Origin of the sequence: Segatella copri (genome assembly GCF_026015295.1) — a bacterium.
In the GTDB taxonomy this organism is placed as follows: domain Bacteria; phylum Bacteroidota; class Bacteroidia; order Bacteroidales; family Bacteroidaceae; genus Prevotella; species Prevotella copri_C.
The window spans coordinates 1,772,460-1,789,236 of record NZ_JAPDUW010000001.1 but is presented as its reverse complement, the minus strand read 5'-3'; the positions used below and the strand labels follow the sequence as shown (position 1 = coordinate 1,789,236).

Below are 16,777 nucleotides of genomic sequence, written 5' to 3'. Positions count from 1 at the left end.
TTATGGCAGGAAGAAACAATTGGACGGAAGAGCAGATAACGTTAGTACTTTATGAATATTGCCGCAAACCATTTGGGCAATTTTCTGCCAAAAAAGATTTTGTGAAAGAACTCGGTGCCTTAATAGGAAGAACTGCTGATGCAGTAGTAAGAAAAGTCGGTAATTTGGCCAGTTTTGACCCTAAAATGAAAAGTAGAGGCGTGGGAGGCCTAGCTCATACGGCTAAGTTAGATGAGGTTGTATGGAAGAAGTATTATGGCAATTGGGAAAAATTGGCCTATGATGCTGAACTTATTTTAGCTTCCCTTAGGAATAAAGGACTAGAGGAATCTCTTTCAATAGATTTGCATGACTTGCCTGCTGGTGAGGAACGAATACAAGAAATTAAAAGACGCATAAATCAGGATTTCTTTAGAGAAACTGTTCTGGCGTCATATAATCAAAGTTGCTGCATAACAGGCTTGAAAAATCCCCTGTTGTTGCAGGCTAGTCATATCGTAGGATGGAAACAAGATGAAGCAAATCGTACAAATCCGGAAAACGGACTTTGTCTGAATTCTTTATTCCATAAAGCCTATGATGAAAATCTGATAGGGATTTCACCTGATTACGAGATATTGATATCCGATAAGTTTTTCGGAGAAAGACCTGGAGGGGTTCCTGAGGAAACTAGGGAATACATCTTAGGGTTTAATCATAAAAAGATAGTTTTGCCAAGAAGATTCTTGCCTAATCGAGACTTGTTGGCTCAACATTACGAACATTTTTGCCACGATGTGGTTTAATATATTATAGACATGAAGATTAGAGTATTTGAAGGCTTTGCCGGATATGGTGGTGCATCATATGGTTTGAAACGTTTGAAAGAAAACATCCCGAATATAGACTATGAAGTAGTCGGATACTCGGAGTTTGACAAATATGCTGCTGCTTTATTTGATGCAAACCATAAAGACAAAAATGGGAACCCATTAAAAAATTGGGGAGATATAACGAAGATAAATCCTGAAGATTTACCTGACTTCGATATGTTTATGGGTGGTTTCCCATGCCAGCCTTTCTCTTCTGCTGGTATGCAGATGGGAACTGAAGATCCATATGGGCGTGGCGCTATGCTAGGACATATTATCCGCATCTGTAAGGTGAAGAAGCCGAAATATCTGTTTCTCGAAAACGTTAAAGGTTTTACACATGGTAAGTTCCAGCCTATACATGACCAGTTGGTCAAGGATTTGAGAGAAATGGGATATGGTGAAAATCCTTTGTCAAAAGCGGTTCTGAATTCTAAAGATTATGGTATTCCGCAGAATAGAGAAAGACTTTGGATGTTTGCCCGATTGGGTGGTTTGCCAGAGAATTTCAGTATGGAACCTGAAAAGGTGGAGTCTGACAAAAAAATGGCTGATTTCCTGGATATCCATCCAGAGAAAAAACTATACCTGAGTGACGCTCAGATTGCCCATCTTAAGGTTAAACATAACATTGATTCCTTTAAAGTTCAAGCGCCTTTATGCTTTGATGTATATAATAAGAAAATCAAGCTGGATGGTTACTGTATAACGATTACCCAGCCAGAGCACAACAGCTTACGAGTTGTTGAGGTTCCTAAAGATGGCAAGGAGATAGTACGCAAGATGTCTGTACATGAACAGTTCAGGCTTATGGGATTCCGGATTTCCCGCGACCTGAAAGAGTGTGAGATTAATTTTGACGGACAGTCGTACACCCAATTGTCAAAACGTGCTGGCAATGGTTGGGACGTGAATTTGGTTGGTAGATTGTTAACGCATATATTCAAACAGTTATGAAGTTAAATTTAAGTACTTTATCCTTTGGTTCCTATATAGATAAAGGTGGTGGAACACCATCTTGGGGAACCGAACTAGGCCAGTCTAAGCCTGACTACAAATTTACTGTTGAAGGATGTGAGGAAATATTGGTTGGTATGCTATATAATTCAGTCAATCTTCATCACGTATGCCTGCCTTTAGGTAAAGGTGGACATATAGATATTGCTTCAAACTTTGAAGAGTGTCATCTTGCTGGCGTGTTTAGGAAGGTTTATATTAACGGAATAAGCATTGATTATCCTTTTATCATGGTACTTATAAAGGAGTTAAGCGCAAGTCATTCTGGAAGGCGCTCAATAAAGTATTCTGATAAGATAACGTATAATTTTGATGGCGAGAAGCTGTCAAATGCCGAGTTCTTCCGCATTGCCAGAAAGAAATTAGGATTGAATTGGGAATCATGCTGGTTCATATATGAAATGAATGTATGTAATCTCGACGAACTTCACTTTAAAGCTGTAATAGTGAATAAAGAGTATAGTGAATCTTATCATGATTCTGCCGAGAGAAAAGAGAAATGGTTATCTTTAATTGATAAATAGTCTGGATTATGAGAATAGATGATTTTTCTTTAGCTTTTAATTGTTCTGGCTGCCCATCTTGGGGTACTGCTATTGTTAATCAGGACACAAAGAAGTTACATCTCATTAAAAAAGATGTGGCTTCTAACATTGTTATCGGTATGATGCATAAGTGTGTTACCATAAATACTCATGATTTTTCCTTGCCTATTGGTAAAGGATCAAAGATTTACTATGGTAACACCGGTTTTGATGGCGCAACATCTGAACCGATGTTGGTCTCTGTGTTCGACAAAGTGTTCATAAACAAGATTCAGATTCCTGCATCTTTTGTGTTGGCAATCATACGTGATAGGGCCGAGGCTCATAGCGGCAGATTGCAGATTAAGTATACACCAAAGTTGAAATATGGAAATATATCGAACGAAGATTTCTTTAAGGAAGCAGAGAAAAAGTTAGGAATCTCATCTTCTACACCTTGGGTTATCTATGACATTGATATAGCAGGACAGGAGGAATTGCACTTTACGGCTTTAATTGGTAAGGATGTACAGGACCTGCAAAATCAAATGAGAAACCTGCCGCAGATAGAAGATTCGAATGTGGCATCTGGACCATCTAAGAGTGCATCTTCTGTAGAGCCATCATTTGACGACGTTGAGCTTGATGCCCGAGATTACGCCTACATGGCTGCCATTAAGACCAAGCCATTCCTTATCTTGGGCGGTTTCTCAGGAACGGGAAAGAGTTTGCTTGTCAAGAGCCTGGCCTTTGCAACATGTCCGTGTGACGGCGTTTTGAACACCTCTGAAACTTCGCCTGGTAATTATCTCCTTGTCAGCGTAAAGCCTAATTGGCATGATGCAACTGATATTACCGGATTCCGTTCGTCTGTGAACAGAAACTATTATGTAACAGATTTCATGCGTTTTCTGGTAAAGGCAAAACACCATCCGAAAGTTCCTTTCTTTGTCTGTCTTGATGAGATGAATCTTGCGCCTGTAGAGGAGTATTTTGCTGATTTCCTCAGCGTCATAGAATCAAGAAAACGCAAGAAGGATGGCTCAGTTGTTACAGACGCGATTGTGCCTGCCAGTGTGTTCAATGACAGCAGCTATGGGGATGATTTCAATATATTCCTGGAACTTGGTCTGAAACCTACCATCGAGGTTAAGGATGTAACGGAATTTACGGCGAAGATAAAGAAAGCTGAAGAGGATGAATCCGATTTCTTCGAGCAGAGCTGGCTGGTAGATGAACTGAAGCGTGATGGTTTGACTATTCCGCAGAACGTAATCATCATAGGTACCGTCAACATGGATGATACTACCAATTCCTTCTCAAGAAAGGTAATCGACAGAGCCATGACTTTTGAGACGATTGTTGAAGATTTTGACCAGTCTTACTTTGAGTACGATGTCACGCTTGACTATGTAAAGAAATATCGGAAGGGTGAACTATTTATCAGCGATGAAGTACGTGCTACCGAAATGCTGGTGGATGGCCGTTTTGAACTGTCAGAAGAAGATAAGAGCAAAATCATCGACTTTATCAATAGTATAAACTCTGATTTGAAAGGCACTCCTTTCAAGATTAGTTACCGAATACTGAATGAGACAATCCTGCTCTATCGTGCTAAAAAGAAAATAGCTGAACTGATGGGAGAAGAAGAGAAAAAAGATGGTGTGCAGATCAATACTGATTTGAACTCAATATTTGATAATATCTTAATGCAGAAGGTCTTACCTCGTATAGAAGGTGATTATGAAAAGTGTGACGCATGCTTGGTAAAGTTGGCTGCCAGAGCTGATAAGAACAACTGGAACCAAAGTTTAGAAAAAATAGAATTTATGATAGACCGCTTTGGTAAAGACCATAGTGGTTTTACCAGTTTCTGGAATTAAGATAAGGATATGGATGTATTGAAGTTTGAGTGTCCTGACTACCTGATTACGATCAGTACGGCATCTGTTAATTATGCATGGGATAGGTTTGTGCGACGTGTAAGAAGTGCCGCACAGACTTATTGCGCCTATTCTTCGAGCCGTAAGGGCACGTTGAAATTACGGGATTTACCGGCAGGAAAGAATGAGCTTGTTGCGCAGAATGATGAGATTGTGCCTTGTGAAGAATGGCCGCAGTTGTGGCCTGTCCTGTTCGAAACATGTAAGTATCAGTTTGCTGTGGAGTTCAAGCAAGGACTGGATATATCCATAGAGAAACAGTATCCTCATGTTCGTCATCAGTTGAAGAGTATTGGTGAAAACTTTAAGTTTTATTCCTCGTCTTCCGACTCAGGTATTCTGGTGGGTGACATCGACTTTCTGAACTCCCCGGGAAAGTTTTCTTTTGCTTTTGACTATTGGGATACAGACGGACTCCTGCATCATGAGAAGATGGAGCTGTATGTGGCATCACCTAAGTTGGATACCAAAAACGACTTGCAGCAGATTATGGCTCTCATCAACCAGGAGTATGAGAACTATATATATGATTATCTGACATTGACTTTCAGCAGTTTTGCTCTTCAGCGCAGTGTCAAGAATAATCATATCATTTGGCTCAGTATCTTCAGGTGCGTAGTGGACGAGTATTTCAGAAACGTGAGGTTTGTAATGTCACGTCCTAACAACAAGCCTGTGCGCAAAACGTATCATGCACGTCCTGAAAGAATACGCAGATGGAGCCAGCGTGAAGAGGAACGCTACAGGAATATGGGGCAAGATGCTGAAATGCATTATTTCAGATACGAACAGACAGAGAATACCATAAACACTCGGGAAAACCGGTTTGTGAAGTATACTCTTCATGTCCTGGGAAAGAAATTCCGAGAGGTATTCAGCGAGCTGGGTGCTCTTCCTAATGTCATGGATGCAGAGGAACGCCAATTACTTGAGGACTATCAGAGGCAGTTCAAACGGCTGGAAACTTCCCCTTTCTTCCAGAAGGTTGGAGAATTCGAAGGCTTCCGTCAGGAGAGTGCAATCTTGCAGCAGCGTATGGGCTACAGCAAGATATACAAGGCGTGGTTAATGCTCAAAAATTCACTCGAACTTATTGATGGTAAGACAGATATTGGCATGAAGCAAATCTGGGAACTCTATGAAATATGGTGTTTCCTGGTAATGAAACGTCTTATTGCTAAGGTGCTTGGACTGGATTTGCAGAAACCGAATAATCATGTGCGCGAGGATAAAAGTAAAATGCTCAACACAATCGTAAAGAGCGAGATGACGCATGTTATTGAGTTCGATAACGTAAAGAATGGAGATAAGGTCTGCCTGGAATACCAGCACACTTATAACCGACGAACCAAGGAATTCTCGACAACGACAACTGAGCAGCGTCCTGATATCGTTGTGACAATAAAAAAGAAAGATGGATTTGTTCTTACCTATCTTTATGATGCAAAATACAGGGTGCAGGATGATGCCAGGGATGGTGAATTGGATGAGGGCGTCAGCATAGATGTTGCCGATTATCCACTGCCTGATGCCATCAATCAGATGCATCGTTATCGTGACGCCATCTACTATTCGATGAAAACAGAAGTCCGTCCTTCTGCCAAGGAAATTATAGGTGGTTATATTCTTTTCCCTGGTAGAGTGGTTGGAGATGAAATCTACGGACGCTATTTCTATCAGAGCATCAGAAAAGTGAATATCGGTGCCTTCCCTCTATTGCCAGCTGCCAAAGAAAATGAGGATGATATCATTCAGTGCGACCTGTTGGAAAGGCATCTCAGAGAAATCTTGTTAGAAGATAGTGTTTATGAGCATGTAAAAGATTCTATCCCTCAAAAAGGCCTGGTATATGATACCGAAAACGTATTTGTATTAGCGGTCGATAGGGATGCTTATGACGATTATGAGCATAATAGGCTTTCTATGGAAATCCCTCTGGACATCGATAAAGGTATGTTCAAGATAGATTCTATCGACTATTTTATGTTTATAGTTGAGAATGCATCTGAAGGATATTATCGGGTGACAAATTCAAGACTGAGAATAAAGGATGATAAACTGATTTTAGTCCTGTCGCTAACAGATTACCAGAGCTTTGAATTCGGTTTCAAGGAAGTTGCTGAGTGTGAGACGAAAACTATCGTCTCATTGCGTGATTTGATGAATATAGGATAAGGTAGTTTATCGCATCTATCGCTCTGCTATCACTTCAATCCCATCTCTCTCAACTTCCTTGAGCAGGAAGGGGTTGAGGTGCTGGTGCTTTCGGATAATATCGACAGGGCAGCCCAGAAGGGCTTCAAGGTATGCTTTCAGACGGACTATCAGGAAAAACTTAGGGGGCATTTCTACATAGATATCTACATCGCTGCCTTCGTGGTGCTGTTTTCTTGCCTTCTCTTGTTTTCATTCTTAATATCCTTTTTTTTAAGGCTTTTGCCCTTACAGGGCGCAAGGTGGATTGCGCTTATACCCAGGGTGTTACCCTGGGCTAGGAGCTTCTGGGCCTTCAGCCCGTGCCTGAACCACATGCGGAAGTTCAGTTCCTAACATAATTATATAATTTAAAATGTTTGTAATGCAAACGAGCACAATGAAAGCTGCTTTCAAATTGCCGAGTGCAGCTTTTCTTCTGCAAAGAAAATGCAAACGAGCGCAATGAAAGCTTGCTTTCAAATTGCCGAGTGCAGCTTTTCTTCTGTAAATATATGAAATATTTCTCTTTTCTGCAAGTTTTTGGGCTTTTTCTTTGCGTTTTCAAAGGAAAAATGTAAATTTGCAGAAAAATGTAGAACGTTTTAATGTAAAGGTTATGGCAGCAACGGTATTAAACAGTACACAAGTACACCTCTTGCAAATGTTTCAAGTAGATGATTCTCAGCAAGGTTTGGAAGAATTGAAGGAATTGTTGTATTCTTATTATTCAAAGAAAATGGATGAATCTCTGAATGAACTTTGGGATTCGGGCGTGCTTGACCAGAAAAGACTTGACGAAATCAATAATATGGATTTGCATAAACTGGAAAGGATTTCGAAAGAACAATATGAGTTTGCTCTCAACCGGATAGATGAACTGCTGCCATTGATAACGGATGAAACGCCTGCTAACGACAGGAATGCCATAGAGCTGACATTAATGTCGGACATTGTAGAGTCATACGAAAAGAAACATTTTCCTATCGGAAAGCCTTCTGTTTTATGAACATATCGCATTCTTATAAATGAGAAAAAGCATATTGTTGATTTATGACACACCCTCTTTGTTTTTGATCTCCAACTCGCAGAATATCTTTACTATATGCGCCTACTACGAAATCTTCGCAAGTTGCGGAAGAATTATGCCGCAGACACTATCAATTAGCTATTATCATTTTAATCAAGAAAGAATTTTTTCTAGTTAATTTCTTGGAAGTTACGAAAGAAAAGCGTATCTTTGCAACGAGAACATAAAATCGCAAAGATATGGCAAGATACATCAACCCATTCTCAGACTGGTCGTTCAAAAGAATCTTCGGCCAGGAATACAGCAAAGACTTGCTGATTGAGTTCTTGAACCAGCTGCTCCTGGGAGAACAGCACATCACGGATGTGAAGTTTAAGGACAAGGAGATGTTGCCAGAAACAAAAGACCAGAGAGGTATCATCTACGACGTCTTTTGCGAAACTGACACAGGTGAGCACATTATCGTTGAAATGCAAAACAGGAGCCAGACCTATTTCATCGACCGGTCTCTCTACTATGCATCGAAAACGATAGTAGACCAAGGCGTAAAAGGACAATGGGATTATCATCTCACACCCGTTTATGTTATCTGTTTCATGAACTTTGATGTAGATGAAAATACGCCAAAGAAGTTCAGAACAGACGTTGTGCTGGCAGACAAGGATAGCGGAGAGGTTTACTCTAACAAGATCCGCTTCATCTACTTGGTAATGCCTCTTTTCAAGAAGAAAGAGGAAGAGTGTACTACGTTTTTAGATTGTTGGATTTATAATTTGAAGCATATGGAGACTTTAGAAAAAATGCCTTTTGAGGCTCAGCATAAGATATTCAAGAGACTGGCAGAAATCGCCGACTCCAAGACTCTGACCAAAGAGGAACAGGAGAAATACGACAACAGCATGATGGTCATGTGGGACAATTATGCGGTATTTAAGCATGCTGTGGAAAAAGAAGCCAAAAAGAAAAGCAAAGAGATTGCTTTGAAGTTGTTAGCGCGCAATACTCCATTAGATGATATTGCCGATCTCACCGACTTATCTATCGAAGAGATTAAGAAATTGGAACAATAAAATTAACAAAGTTGAGTTAGGAACCAATAATTTGAAATCGTCAGCAACCTGCTGACGATTTTTGGTTTTACAATGAATCCGAGAAAAGTTCCGCAAACTGCGGAATTTTTTCATATAGAGGAGCATATAGCTTGCAAAAACTTATTAGATAAGAAGAAAGAAGTCTTTGTAAATAAAGAGTATGTCGGACCGTTTGACCATAGAACAGCGCCACAACAATATGGCGGCAATAAGGGGCAGGGATACCAAACCGGAGATTCTTGTCAGGAAATTTCTGTGGAGTAGGGGATTCAGGTATCGGCTCAATCATCCGCGGTTGCCGGGCAAGCCGGACATCGTGCTGAGGAAATATCGCACCTGTATTCTGGTGAACGGGTGCTTCTGGCACGGACATGAGGGGTGCAAGTATTATGTGGTGCCGAAATCGAACACCGGGTTCTGGATGGAGAAGATCAGGAGGAACCGGGAGAGGGATCATGAGGTGCTGCACCGGCTGGCTGAAATGGGATGGCATACCATCGTGATATGGGAATGTGAACTGAAGCCGGCGGTAAGGGAGAAGACGCTGGAGTCGCTCGCCTTTACGCTGAACCATATCTATCTGGAAGATCATCATATCAGAAGATATGAATTGCCGGAAGAAGTGCCGGAAATGGTGGCGGAGCCGGAGGCGGAAAGACGAGAGGAATAGGCAGGGAATCTGCGGTATTTGAAGGCTTTTGCCCTTACAGGGCGCAAGGCGGATTGCGCTTATACCCAGGGTGTTACCCTGGGCTAGGGGCTTCTGGGCCTTCAGCCCGTGCCTGAACCACATGCGGAACTAGAGTTAGGAACCAATAATTTGAAATCGTCAACAGGCTGTTGACGATTTTGCTTGTTGACTGCAACTTGTTGAATATCAATGACTATTGTGCTATCTGTGAATTCGTCCGCAAGTTGCGGACGATTTGTCAACAATCGGAAAAAGTGATTACAGTACTGCTGCACAGACCTTGCGGAACCAGTCGAGTTTCTTGCCGCTCATTTCTGCTATGGATAAGTTCTCTTTGTTCACATCATCCTTGCATTTGTCGATGATACGTTGATGATGAAACCATGGAATAAAGAATAGAATTTTGAAATCGTCTACACCGTGTAGACGATTTTGTTTTTTATCTCCAACTCGCTGAATATCTGTTTTATACAAGTCCTCTTCAAAATCGTCAGCAGCTTGCTGACGATTTGCAGCCAATGGAGCATAGAGCTTATAAAAGTAGCTCATGTACTTCAAATTGGTTGGCGAGAATCCCTTCACCCCCGGCATTTCATTCTTCAAGTCCTGACTGAGATTCTTGTAAAAGCCAGAACCATAATTGTTGGTATATTGCTTAGCTTCAATGTCTCGTCCCAGCTTATATTTTCCTTTGCCATCGTTCTTTCTTTTTATTTGCTGCAAAAATAAGAAATTTTTCTCTTTTCTGCAAGTTTTTGGGGGATTTCTTTTGTGTTTTCGTGAGAAAGATTAATTTTGTATCGAATAAAATTCGAGACCATTTACCGCATAGAGCGGTACGTTAGTAACCCAATCTTCCTGCAGATAATCATTCATGGAGATGCGATAGGCCTTCTTTGACTGGTTGTCTGCAACAAACTGGCGCAGGCTCTTTGCCTTGACATTCGTCTCGGCTTTCACCTCCAGCGGAACAATCTCGTCCTCCTCATCCTGGAGCAGAAAATCAATCTCCTGAGTACTGTTGGTCTTGGCATAATAATACGGTTCATACCTGAGAATGAGCTGCTGCAAAACATACTGTTCCGTCAATGCCCCTTTAAACTCGGTAAAAATAGTGTTGCCAGCCACTATTGTCGCAGCCTTGAGATTAGACATCGCACCTAGAAGCCCGACATCCAGGACAAAGATCTTGAAGGCCGCCCGGTCTTCATAACTGGCAAGCGGCAGTCGGGGAGCCTTCACATTATATACCTTATATATCAGTCCGGCATCCAGCAGCCACTGCAAGGCCAACTCATACTCCCGGGCTCTTGCCCCCTCGCGCACCACTCCATAGATAAACTTCCTGTTTTCCTTGCTCAACTGGGCGGGCAAGGATTTCCACAAATCAGTAATACGGGGAATAATCTCCGATGGAGCATGCTTCGACATATCTCTCTGATAACTGTTCAGAATGTCCTTCTGTATGGTTCTCACCTCTTTCCAGTCACGATTCTGGCTAAAGCTCAATACGGCTTCAGGCATGCCTCCCACGTAGTAATAATACTTCAAGAGTTCCTGAAACTTGGGAGCAAACATCGTTATCATATTCCAATCCTTCGTCTGAAGCAGCTGCGCCAGATTCTTCTCCCCCATAGCCATCACGAACTCGATAAAGTTCATTGGATACAGAGAGAGAAAATCCACCTTACCCACAGGAAAAGATTCCCCCTGATGCAGTTCGATACCCAGAAGAGAACCTGCAGCTATGACATGATAGCCCGGCGCATTCTCTGCAAAATATTTGAGAGAAGTAACAGCATGAGGGGCAGCCTGAATCTCATCCAGGAATATCAGCGTTTCGCCCTCTGTGCAGGTTACATTCGTTGCAGCCCCAATAGCTGTAAGAATTCTAGGAATACTGAAATCCTGTTCAAATAGATTCTGCAGGATCTTCATCTCTTCAAAGTTCACATATGCCAGCTGCTTGTAATTCTGGCGGGCAAACTCCTTCACCAGCCAAGTCTTTCCCACCTGTCTGGTGCCCTCTATAATAAGAGGTTTACGATATTGTTTATTCTTCCATTTCAGAAGTTCATTGATAGCTAATCTTTCCATAATCCGTAGCTTAAAATCACATTTTATGAGGGAATAATCACCTATTATCCCACATTTTATGAGGGAATAACGCTGCAAATATACACATTTTATGAGGGAATCCTATCATGTTTTTGCACATTTTATGGGGAGTACCCATTTTTTAACTGATTTTAAAGGCTGAAAAATGAAGTAACTACTCAGCAGCACCCCCTATGGGCATGAGCGTATTTCCCTAATAACCTCCAGGGGGGTAGGGTGATTCCTTTTTTCTTTACAAAACAGGATGGAGGGAGAAGGAGAGGAGAAGGATTGATGGAGCGTTACTGTTGTGACAGTTGTGACAGTTGTGACAGTTTTCAGGGGAGGGGTATATGAACTCGGGCTGCTTTCAAATTGTTATTATTATATTTAACTTATTATATATATAATTATATATATTATAAGTTACCTCTAAAGAGAGGGAGGTGGGGGTAGGCGCTGAAAACTGTCACAACTGTCACAACTGTCACACTTTGGTGGTGGAAATGGGTTCGGTGGATGATGATGGATTTCTTGCTTCCTGCTGTTTTCGGGATGAGAAAGCATAGAGAAACTTTTTACATCACATAGTTTTCTCGCACGATAAATTATGAGTTGGCAAGATTAACCGGATAAGCCCGAAGCGTTAAATCTGTTTAACATAACTCTGCAGGGTGAAATTTGGTAGTATTAGAAAATTGCCGTACCTTTGCATCGTGATTCAAGAAAGGCTGCACTCGACAAAGCGCACCCCCACCAAGTCAACATTCAACACTCAACATTCAACATTTATATTAACCCTTTAATATTTTAAGATCATGGAACAGAAAGGAACATTGAAGTATCGTAAGTTGCAGCGTACCCCACAGAGTGGCGAGAACGCAGGTAAGAAAAAGTGGTATGCCACTGCGGTAACCGACCGCGAGGTGGATTTCGAGGGATTCGTATCCCACATCTCTGACCACGGTTCGCCTTACTCCCGAGGTACTATCCACGGTGTGCTGATGGATGCTCTCGACCATCTGCAGGAGTTGATTCTCGACGGTAAGAGTGTGCGTCTCTCTGACCTCGGTCTGTTCTCCATCGGTATGACTTCGAAGGCGGAGGATACCAAGGAGAAGGTAACGGCTGCCAGCGTAGAGGGTGTACACCTGATTGTGAGAAACACAAAAAGCTGGAGCAACTCCGAGCTGCGCAAGAAGTGCAAGATTCAGGAGTACGGCGGCTATACTGGCACCGACGAGGGTGGCACCTCTGGTGGTACCTCAGGCGGCACTGAACAAGGCGGCGGCACCAGCCAGGGCGGCTCCGGAACTACCGGCAGCGGTACGCAGGAAGGCGGCGGCTCTCAGGAAGGCGGCGACGGGCTTGAATAAAGCCCTCGCCTGAGGCCACCCCCCCACCAAGTCAACATTCAACATTCAACACTCAACATTCAACATTAAACATTAAACATTATGAAAGCAAGTACCTGGAAAACAATTTTGCAGATTGCAATCTCCTTCCTTACAGCCATCGCTACCACCCTCGGTGTAACAAGCTGCAGCAGCTTTTAAAGGTAAAAAGGTAAAAAGGTAAAAAAGTAAAAAAGTAAAAAGGTAAAAAAAGCCCCGATGTATCACGCATCGGGGCTTTGCTTTTATCTGCTTTTTCTTTGTTTATCGGATATCTCTTCCTTCCTGGCTATATCCTTCGAGCATCTTCGGGCTGCTGATAGGCTTGCGCGAACAGTAGTCGAAATCTACCTTCTTGTAGCCATGGCTGGAACGCCAGCGGATGGTAAGCTTCACCGTCTTGCCTTCGGTATCAGGCACGGCATCGTTCAGATTGAACGCTACGAGGGCATCGCGCCAGTAGTTCTGAGGGTCGCCATTGGCATTGTGGCGCAGCTCTACCTCGTAAGGATTCTCAGGATTCACACCTGTAACGAGGTTGATGTAATGCACCTTCTGACCGCCCCAGAGAGCCCGGAAACGGAGGGTGAGATAGCCATCTTCTGCCACCGTTACCCAGTCGCGAACGATGTCGACCATGTCGTCGCCATACTTCTCGCGGTTCTCGGTATCAGAACCGAGCGATGGAACTGGCTTCTTGGTCAGGATGCTGTCTATCCAGTTGACGTGAATCACCTGGTTATACTTCTCGCTCTTCTCCGAGGTCTGCGTGTAGTTGACCAGGGCGCGAACCTCCTTACCGTCAAAGATGGTAGGTTTCAGGTTCTTGGCGAGCAGCGTGGTGTTGTCGTCGAGCTGCAGATAGCAGGCATCGCCACTCTTCTTCACGGTTACCAGTGCGTTAGGGAAAACGCGGTCCCAGTCTGTATCGTTATCGTTATCGCACGACTGGAATGTGAGGGCCGACAGGAGCATCATCGCTGCCAGCCCGATCTTCTTGAAATCAATTTTTCTCATATATAATGTTCCTTTCTTTTTATTGTTTCACTTTCTGATAATAAAATAAGAAAGGAACAGAAATCTTGCTTCTGATTTAGAAAAAGATTGTTAAAAGCTCAATTAAAAGTAATATGTGCAGCCGATGGTGGCAGCGCGGTTGCCGAAGTGCTGGTTCGCCATATCGTGGAAGCGGCCTTCGAGCGTCCAGTGCTTGCCCAGATTCTTGTATACCCCTACCTCGGCATAGAGATTAGCCGGGGTGTAGGCATCGCTGCGACGACGGGTACACCAGATGAGATTGCCCGTAAAGCGCCAGCCATCGGCCATTGTGAGCTGCGGTGCCAACTTGAATACGGCAAAATGATTGTATTCTGCATTGCGCTGCTGAGCCTCCTCTGAAGGGGTTTCGCTGCGCTGCCAGAAGTAGTTGACACCGGCTGTGAGGCGAAGGATGCCCTTGTGCCAGAAGGCGGTGGAGCCGATGCCGAGCGTATTGTCATGAGTGGCACTGAACAGGTGCTGGTGGATGTTCTTTACCGAGGTGCTGAGCACGAAGGCAGGACGGCTGTAGGTATGCTTGAGCTCTACCACATTCGCCATGCTGTTGACGATATCGGCACTGTATACCGGCTGCCAGGCGCCCTCCATATCGCCCGCGGTAACGAAATCTCCAAACTCGGGATTGAAGATGCGGCGGCAGTAGGTGGCCTGCAGGGTATGACCCGGCGTGAAGCTGTAATAGGCGCTCGCCGAGTAGATATGGTTGCGCGTGGTATGCTTCCAGTGCTCTTCCGGCGCAATCTGCTTAGGACGGAAGTTGATGATGCGGAAGCGGTCGCCTGCCATGAAGCCCCACTTGCCGATGTTGTAATCTATCTGGGCGTAGAAATCCTGGTAGTTGGAATGGTTGGTATAACCGGCGATGCAGTTCTTCTCGATGGAGAGACCGCCCTCGAAACCAGCCGTAATCCAGAGATTGGAGGTGATGACCGGAGTGGCGTATTCTACCACCATGAAGGGGTAGGTAGAGTGGTTCTGATAAGGCGCAGTCTGGGTTTCTTCCTGCGTGCGGCCGTTGTCGCTGATATGCTCGGCACCGAGGGTAAAGAGGATGCTGGAGCCGTTGTCGGCGAGCGTGCGGGTATAGTCGGCCTGCAGATGATAGGCGCGCACGTAATCGGCCGGGGTGTGAGTGAAATGGTTGCGGGTATAGGTCTGCATCGCATCTATTTCGAGCACATCCTTCGCGGTAGGTGTCCAGAGCAGATTGAGTTTGGCGCCCTCGTGGGAGTAGTGGTTTACGGTGGTGCCTGAAATGCCCTGGTAGGCATCCTTATCGCTGCTGGAGGTGCGCTGGAAGTTGCCTTCCACATGACTGAGCACACGGAGTTTATCCTGCTGGCTGATGACGCTGACGATTCCTTTTGCGCCGCCGTAGGTATCACCGAAGAGTCCCCATCTGCCGGTGGTTCCGTTCTCCTTCTTGCGCAGTGTGATATCGATGACTTTCTTCAGACTGCTGCATCCCTTCATCACTTCGGCGTTCTGGCACACCTTGATGGTTTCAATCTCGCGCGCCTTGAAATGGTGGAGGAAGGTGGCGTAATCGAGTCCGTATTCCTGGTTGTCGATACGGATGACGAACTTGCCGTAGAGGTTGGCGAATGGATCTCCGCCGATGATGTTGTTGCCGTCGAGCGAGATGACTTCCGGGCACATCATGAGCACATCGAGGAGTGATTCTTCGCCTGTGAGTTCCATTTCAGGAATATGCATGATGTATCTGTCGCCGATATGTTCTATCGGAGCGGCCTGTGTCTGGTAAGTAGTGCTGGCCATCGCGAGTGCGATGATGAGCAGGCTTTTCTTCGTACTGTTGTTTATCTTCATTTTTTTCTAATTTATATTATTGGTAAAAAGGATTGCTTCGTGCCAAATTTACTTGCAAAGATAAGGCAAAAATCGGGGAATAACGAAAAAATGGATGAGTTTTTTTCCGTTCAATGCGTAAAAAGGGGTGTCATTGCGTAAAAAAGTGGAGAACGGGGCAAAAAAAGAGGGCGTAAAACTTGCGTGGTATTATTTTTTTTACTATCTTTGCATAGGATAATCAAAAAAGTTGTATCAGTCTAATAATCAGCATAGTTGTTTCGACTGTTTTATTTATGGTAACGATTTAGCGAAAGTCAGACTACTTCTGCCTGCTTTACTTTGCATAATGGTTCAAACAACTCTTGCGGTTGCAAAGATATGGTATTTATTTGATAACGCCAAATATTTTAGTAGCCATGTTCGCTACAACCATAAAATATCTTGTATATCAGAAGAAATAGAGAATGTTCAGAAGTGGACATTCTCCATTGCTATTTCTCTTTCACCAAACTCAATCATTGCATTAAAAAGACTTACCTTGTTGGCATTTCGCAAATCTTCCAATGTAATATCTGCTTCTTGTATCATTCCCTTGTCCAATAGTGCGGCTCTTTTTGTGCCTGGCAATAAGGGATGTCTGGGAGTCACCCAATGTTTGCCGTCAAATATGGCAAGATTCGTGAATGAGGTATCCGTTAAAAGTCCATGTTTGACGATGATGATGTCGTCACGGTTCCCTTTCTGTGCGACCAAGGCATTGAGGCGACTGCGGTCGGTACTTTTGTAGCCATACGTTATCGTGTCGTCTGCGACCACTTGAAGGGAGTTTATGTTTCGAATAAAATACGGAGCATATTCTACTGCTTCAACACCTTGTTCGCCATACACCACTCTCGCCTTGTAAAAATCCATGCTTTCCGTTGGATTTATCAGTTTTTCCAATGAAGGCATAGACGCATTGCATAATGAAGGAAAGAACTTACAGATCGTTCTTTCCATTCTTTCCTGATGGTATGCAAGAGCTTGTGTCTTTCCATTCACAATCTTTATTGTCTCTACGAATTGCTGTGCCATA

14 protein-coding genes and 2 pseudogenes are annotated in these 16,777 nt (G+C 43.6%); 10 read left to right on the top strand and 6 right to left on the bottom strand.

Annotated elements, in window-relative coordinates; all coding sequences use genetic code 11:
• Nucleotides 1–2: 2 nt before the first annotated feature.
• The 5 genes from ONT18_RS07705 to ONT18_RS07685 all read left to right on the top strand — a co-directional run bounded on the left by ONT18_RS07705 (nt 3) and on the right by ONT18_RS07685 (nt 6,510).
• Nucleotides 3–785: an HNH endonuclease gene (locus ONT18_RS07705; RefSeq protein WP_264904782.1), complete on the top strand. Its 783-nt coding sequence runs from the start codon at nt 3–5 to the stop codon at nt 783–785.
• A 12-nt stretch (nt 786–797) separates the two neighbouring features.
• Nucleotides 798–1,808, top strand: coding sequence for a DNA (cytosine-5-)-methyltransferase (dcm, locus tag ONT18_RS07700; RefSeq protein WP_153087880.1), 1,011 nt, complete (start codon nt 798–800; stop codon nt 1,806–1,808).
• Complete coding sequence (locus tag ONT18_RS07695) at nt 1,805–2,392, top strand: hypothetical protein (RefSeq protein ID WP_153087878.1); 588 nt, start codon at nt 1,805–1,807, stop codon at nt 2,390–2,392. Before dcm ends, ONT18_RS07695 begins: the two co-directional genes overlap by 4 nt.
• A 116-nt stretch (nt 2,393–2,508) precedes the next feature.
• Nucleotides 2,509–4,275 (top strand): McrB family protein, encoded by a 1,767-nt coding sequence (locus tag ONT18_RS07690; RefSeq protein ID WP_264904781.1) that lies wholly within the window; start codon nt 2,509–2,511, stop codon nt 4,273–4,275.
• Nucleotides 4,276–4,284: 9 nt separating this feature from the next.
• Nucleotides 4,285–6,510: a restriction endonuclease-like protein gene (locus ONT18_RS07685; protein WP_264904780.1), complete on the top strand. Its 2,226-nt coding sequence runs from the start codon at nt 4,285–4,287 to the stop codon at nt 6,508–6,510.
• Nucleotides 6,511–6,525: 15 nt separating this feature from the next.
• Here the strand turns inward: ONT18_RS07685 and ONT18_RS17325 are convergent.
• Nucleotides 6,526–6,717: pseudogene (locus ONT18_RS17325) on the bottom strand (nucleotidyltransferase family protein); the annotation flags it as partial.
• 622 nt (nt 6,718–7,339) lie between these two features.
• Here ONT18_RS17325 and ONT18_RS07675 point away from each other — a divergent pair.
• The 3 genes and pseudogenes from ONT18_RS07675 to ONT18_RS07665 form a co-directional block, all read left to right on the top strand.
• Nucleotides 7,340–7,531 (top strand): annotated as a pseudogene (locus ONT18_RS07675) (helix-turn-helix domain-containing protein); the annotation flags it as partial.
• A 266-nt stretch (nt 7,532–7,797) separates the two neighbouring features.
• Nucleotides 7,798–8,628 (top strand): Rpn family recombination-promoting nuclease/putative transposase, encoded by an 831-nt coding sequence (locus ONT18_RS07670; RefSeq protein WP_118066618.1) that lies wholly within the window; start codon nt 7,798–7,800, stop codon nt 8,626–8,628.
• Between the two features lie 181 nt (nt 8,629–8,809).
• Nucleotides 8,810–9,319, top strand: coding sequence for a very short patch repair endonuclease (locus ONT18_RS07665; RefSeq protein ID WP_006847330.1), 510 nt, complete (start codon nt 8,810–8,812; stop codon nt 9,317–9,319).
• 279 nt (nt 9,320–9,598) lie between these two features.
• On the opposite strand, the gene ONT18_RS07660 is transcribed toward ONT18_RS07665, so the two are convergent.
• Nucleotides 9,599–10,063 (bottom strand): DUF1016 N-terminal domain-containing protein, encoded by a 465-nt coding sequence (locus tag ONT18_RS07660; RefSeq protein WP_218435188.1) that lies wholly within the window; start codon nt 10,061–10,063, stop codon nt 9,599–9,601.
• A 66-nt stretch (nt 10,064–10,129) separates the two neighbouring features.
• Entirely contained in the window at nt 10,130–11,437 is a 1,308-nt protein-coding gene (locus ONT18_RS07655) for an ATP-binding protein (RefSeq protein ID WP_264904779.1), read from the bottom strand.
• An 818-nt stretch (nt 11,438–12,255) separates the two neighbouring features.
• Here ONT18_RS07655 and ONT18_RS07650 point away from each other — a divergent pair.
• Complete coding sequence (locus ONT18_RS07650; protein WP_264904778.1) at nt 12,256–12,813, top strand: HU family DNA-binding protein; 558 nt, start codon at nt 12,256–12,258, stop codon at nt 12,811–12,813.
• A gap of 81 nt (nt 12,814–12,894) precedes the next feature.
• Nucleotides 12,895–12,993 (top strand): smalltalk protein, encoded by a 99-nt coding sequence (locus tag ONT18_RS07645; RefSeq protein WP_153113243.1) that lies wholly within the window; start codon nt 12,895–12,897, stop codon nt 12,991–12,993.
• Nucleotides 12,994–13,095: 102 nt separating this feature from the next.
• Here the strand turns inward: ONT18_RS07645 and ONT18_RS07640 are convergent, their stop codons facing one another.
• The 3 genes from ONT18_RS07640 to ONT18_RS07630 form a co-directional block, all read right to left on the bottom strand.
• Entirely contained in the window at nt 13,096–13,848 is a 753-nt protein-coding gene (locus ONT18_RS07640) for a NigD1/NigD2 family lipoprotein (protein ID WP_264904777.1), read from the bottom strand.
• Between the two features lie 102 nt (nt 13,849–13,950).
• Nucleotides 13,951–15,720, bottom strand: a complete 1,770-nt coding sequence (locus tag ONT18_RS07635; RefSeq protein ID WP_264904776.1) for a hypothetical protein — start codon at nt 15,718–15,720, stop codon at nt 13,951–13,953.
• Nucleotides 15,721–16,170: 450 nt separating this feature from the next.
• The gene (locus ONT18_RS07630; RefSeq protein ID WP_089544703.1) at nt 16,171–16,776 is read right to left on the bottom strand and encodes an aminotransferase class IV family protein; all 606 of its coding nucleotides are present in this window, start codon (nt 16,774–16,776) and stop codon (nt 16,171–16,173) included.
• Between the last annotated feature and the right edge of the window lies 1 nt (nt 16,777).

Coding starts and splice junctions, on each gene's coding strand:
- ONT18_RS07650 (WP_264904778.1), top strand. CDS start 12,256: ATGGAACAGAAAGGAACATTGAAGTATCGTAAGTTGCAGCGTACCCCA.
- dcm (WP_153087880.1), top strand. CDS start 798: ATGAAGATTAGAGTATTTGAAGGCTTTGCCGGATATGGTGGTGCATCA.
- ONT18_RS07630 (WP_089544703.1), bottom strand. CDS start 16,776: ATGGCACAGCAATTCGTAGAGACAATAAAGATTGTGAATGGAAAGACA.
- ONT18_RS07645 (WP_153113243.1), top strand. CDS start 12,895: ATGAAAGCAAGTACCTGGAAAACAATTTTGCAGATTGCAATCTCCTTC.
- ONT18_RS07695 (WP_153087878.1), top strand. CDS start 1,805: ATGAAGTTAAATTTAAGTACTTTATCCTTTGGTTCCTATATAGATAAA.
- ONT18_RS07665 (WP_006847330.1), top strand. CDS start 8,810: ATGTCGGACCGTTTGACCATAGAACAGCGCCACAACAATATGGCGGCA.
- ONT18_RS07670 (WP_118066618.1), top strand. CDS start 7,798: ATGGCAAGATACATCAACCCATTCTCAGACTGGTCGTTCAAAAGAATC.
- ONT18_RS07655 (WP_264904779.1), bottom strand. CDS start 11,437: ATGGAAAGATTAGCTATCAATGAACTTCTGAAATGGAAGAATAAACAA.
- ONT18_RS07635 (WP_264904776.1), bottom strand. CDS start 15,720: ATGAAGATAAACAACAGTACGAAGAAAAGCCTGCTCATCATCGCACTC.
- ONT18_RS07705 (WP_264904782.1), top strand. CDS start 3: ATGGCAGGAAGAAACAATTGGACGGAAGAGCAGATAACGTTAGTACTT.
- ONT18_RS07685 (WP_264904780.1), top strand. CDS start 4,285: ATGGATGTATTGAAGTTTGAGTGTCCTGACTACCTGATTACGATCAGT.
- ONT18_RS07640 (WP_264904777.1), bottom strand. CDS start 13,848: ATGAGAAAAATTGATTTCAAGAAGATCGGGCTGGCAGCGATGATGCTC.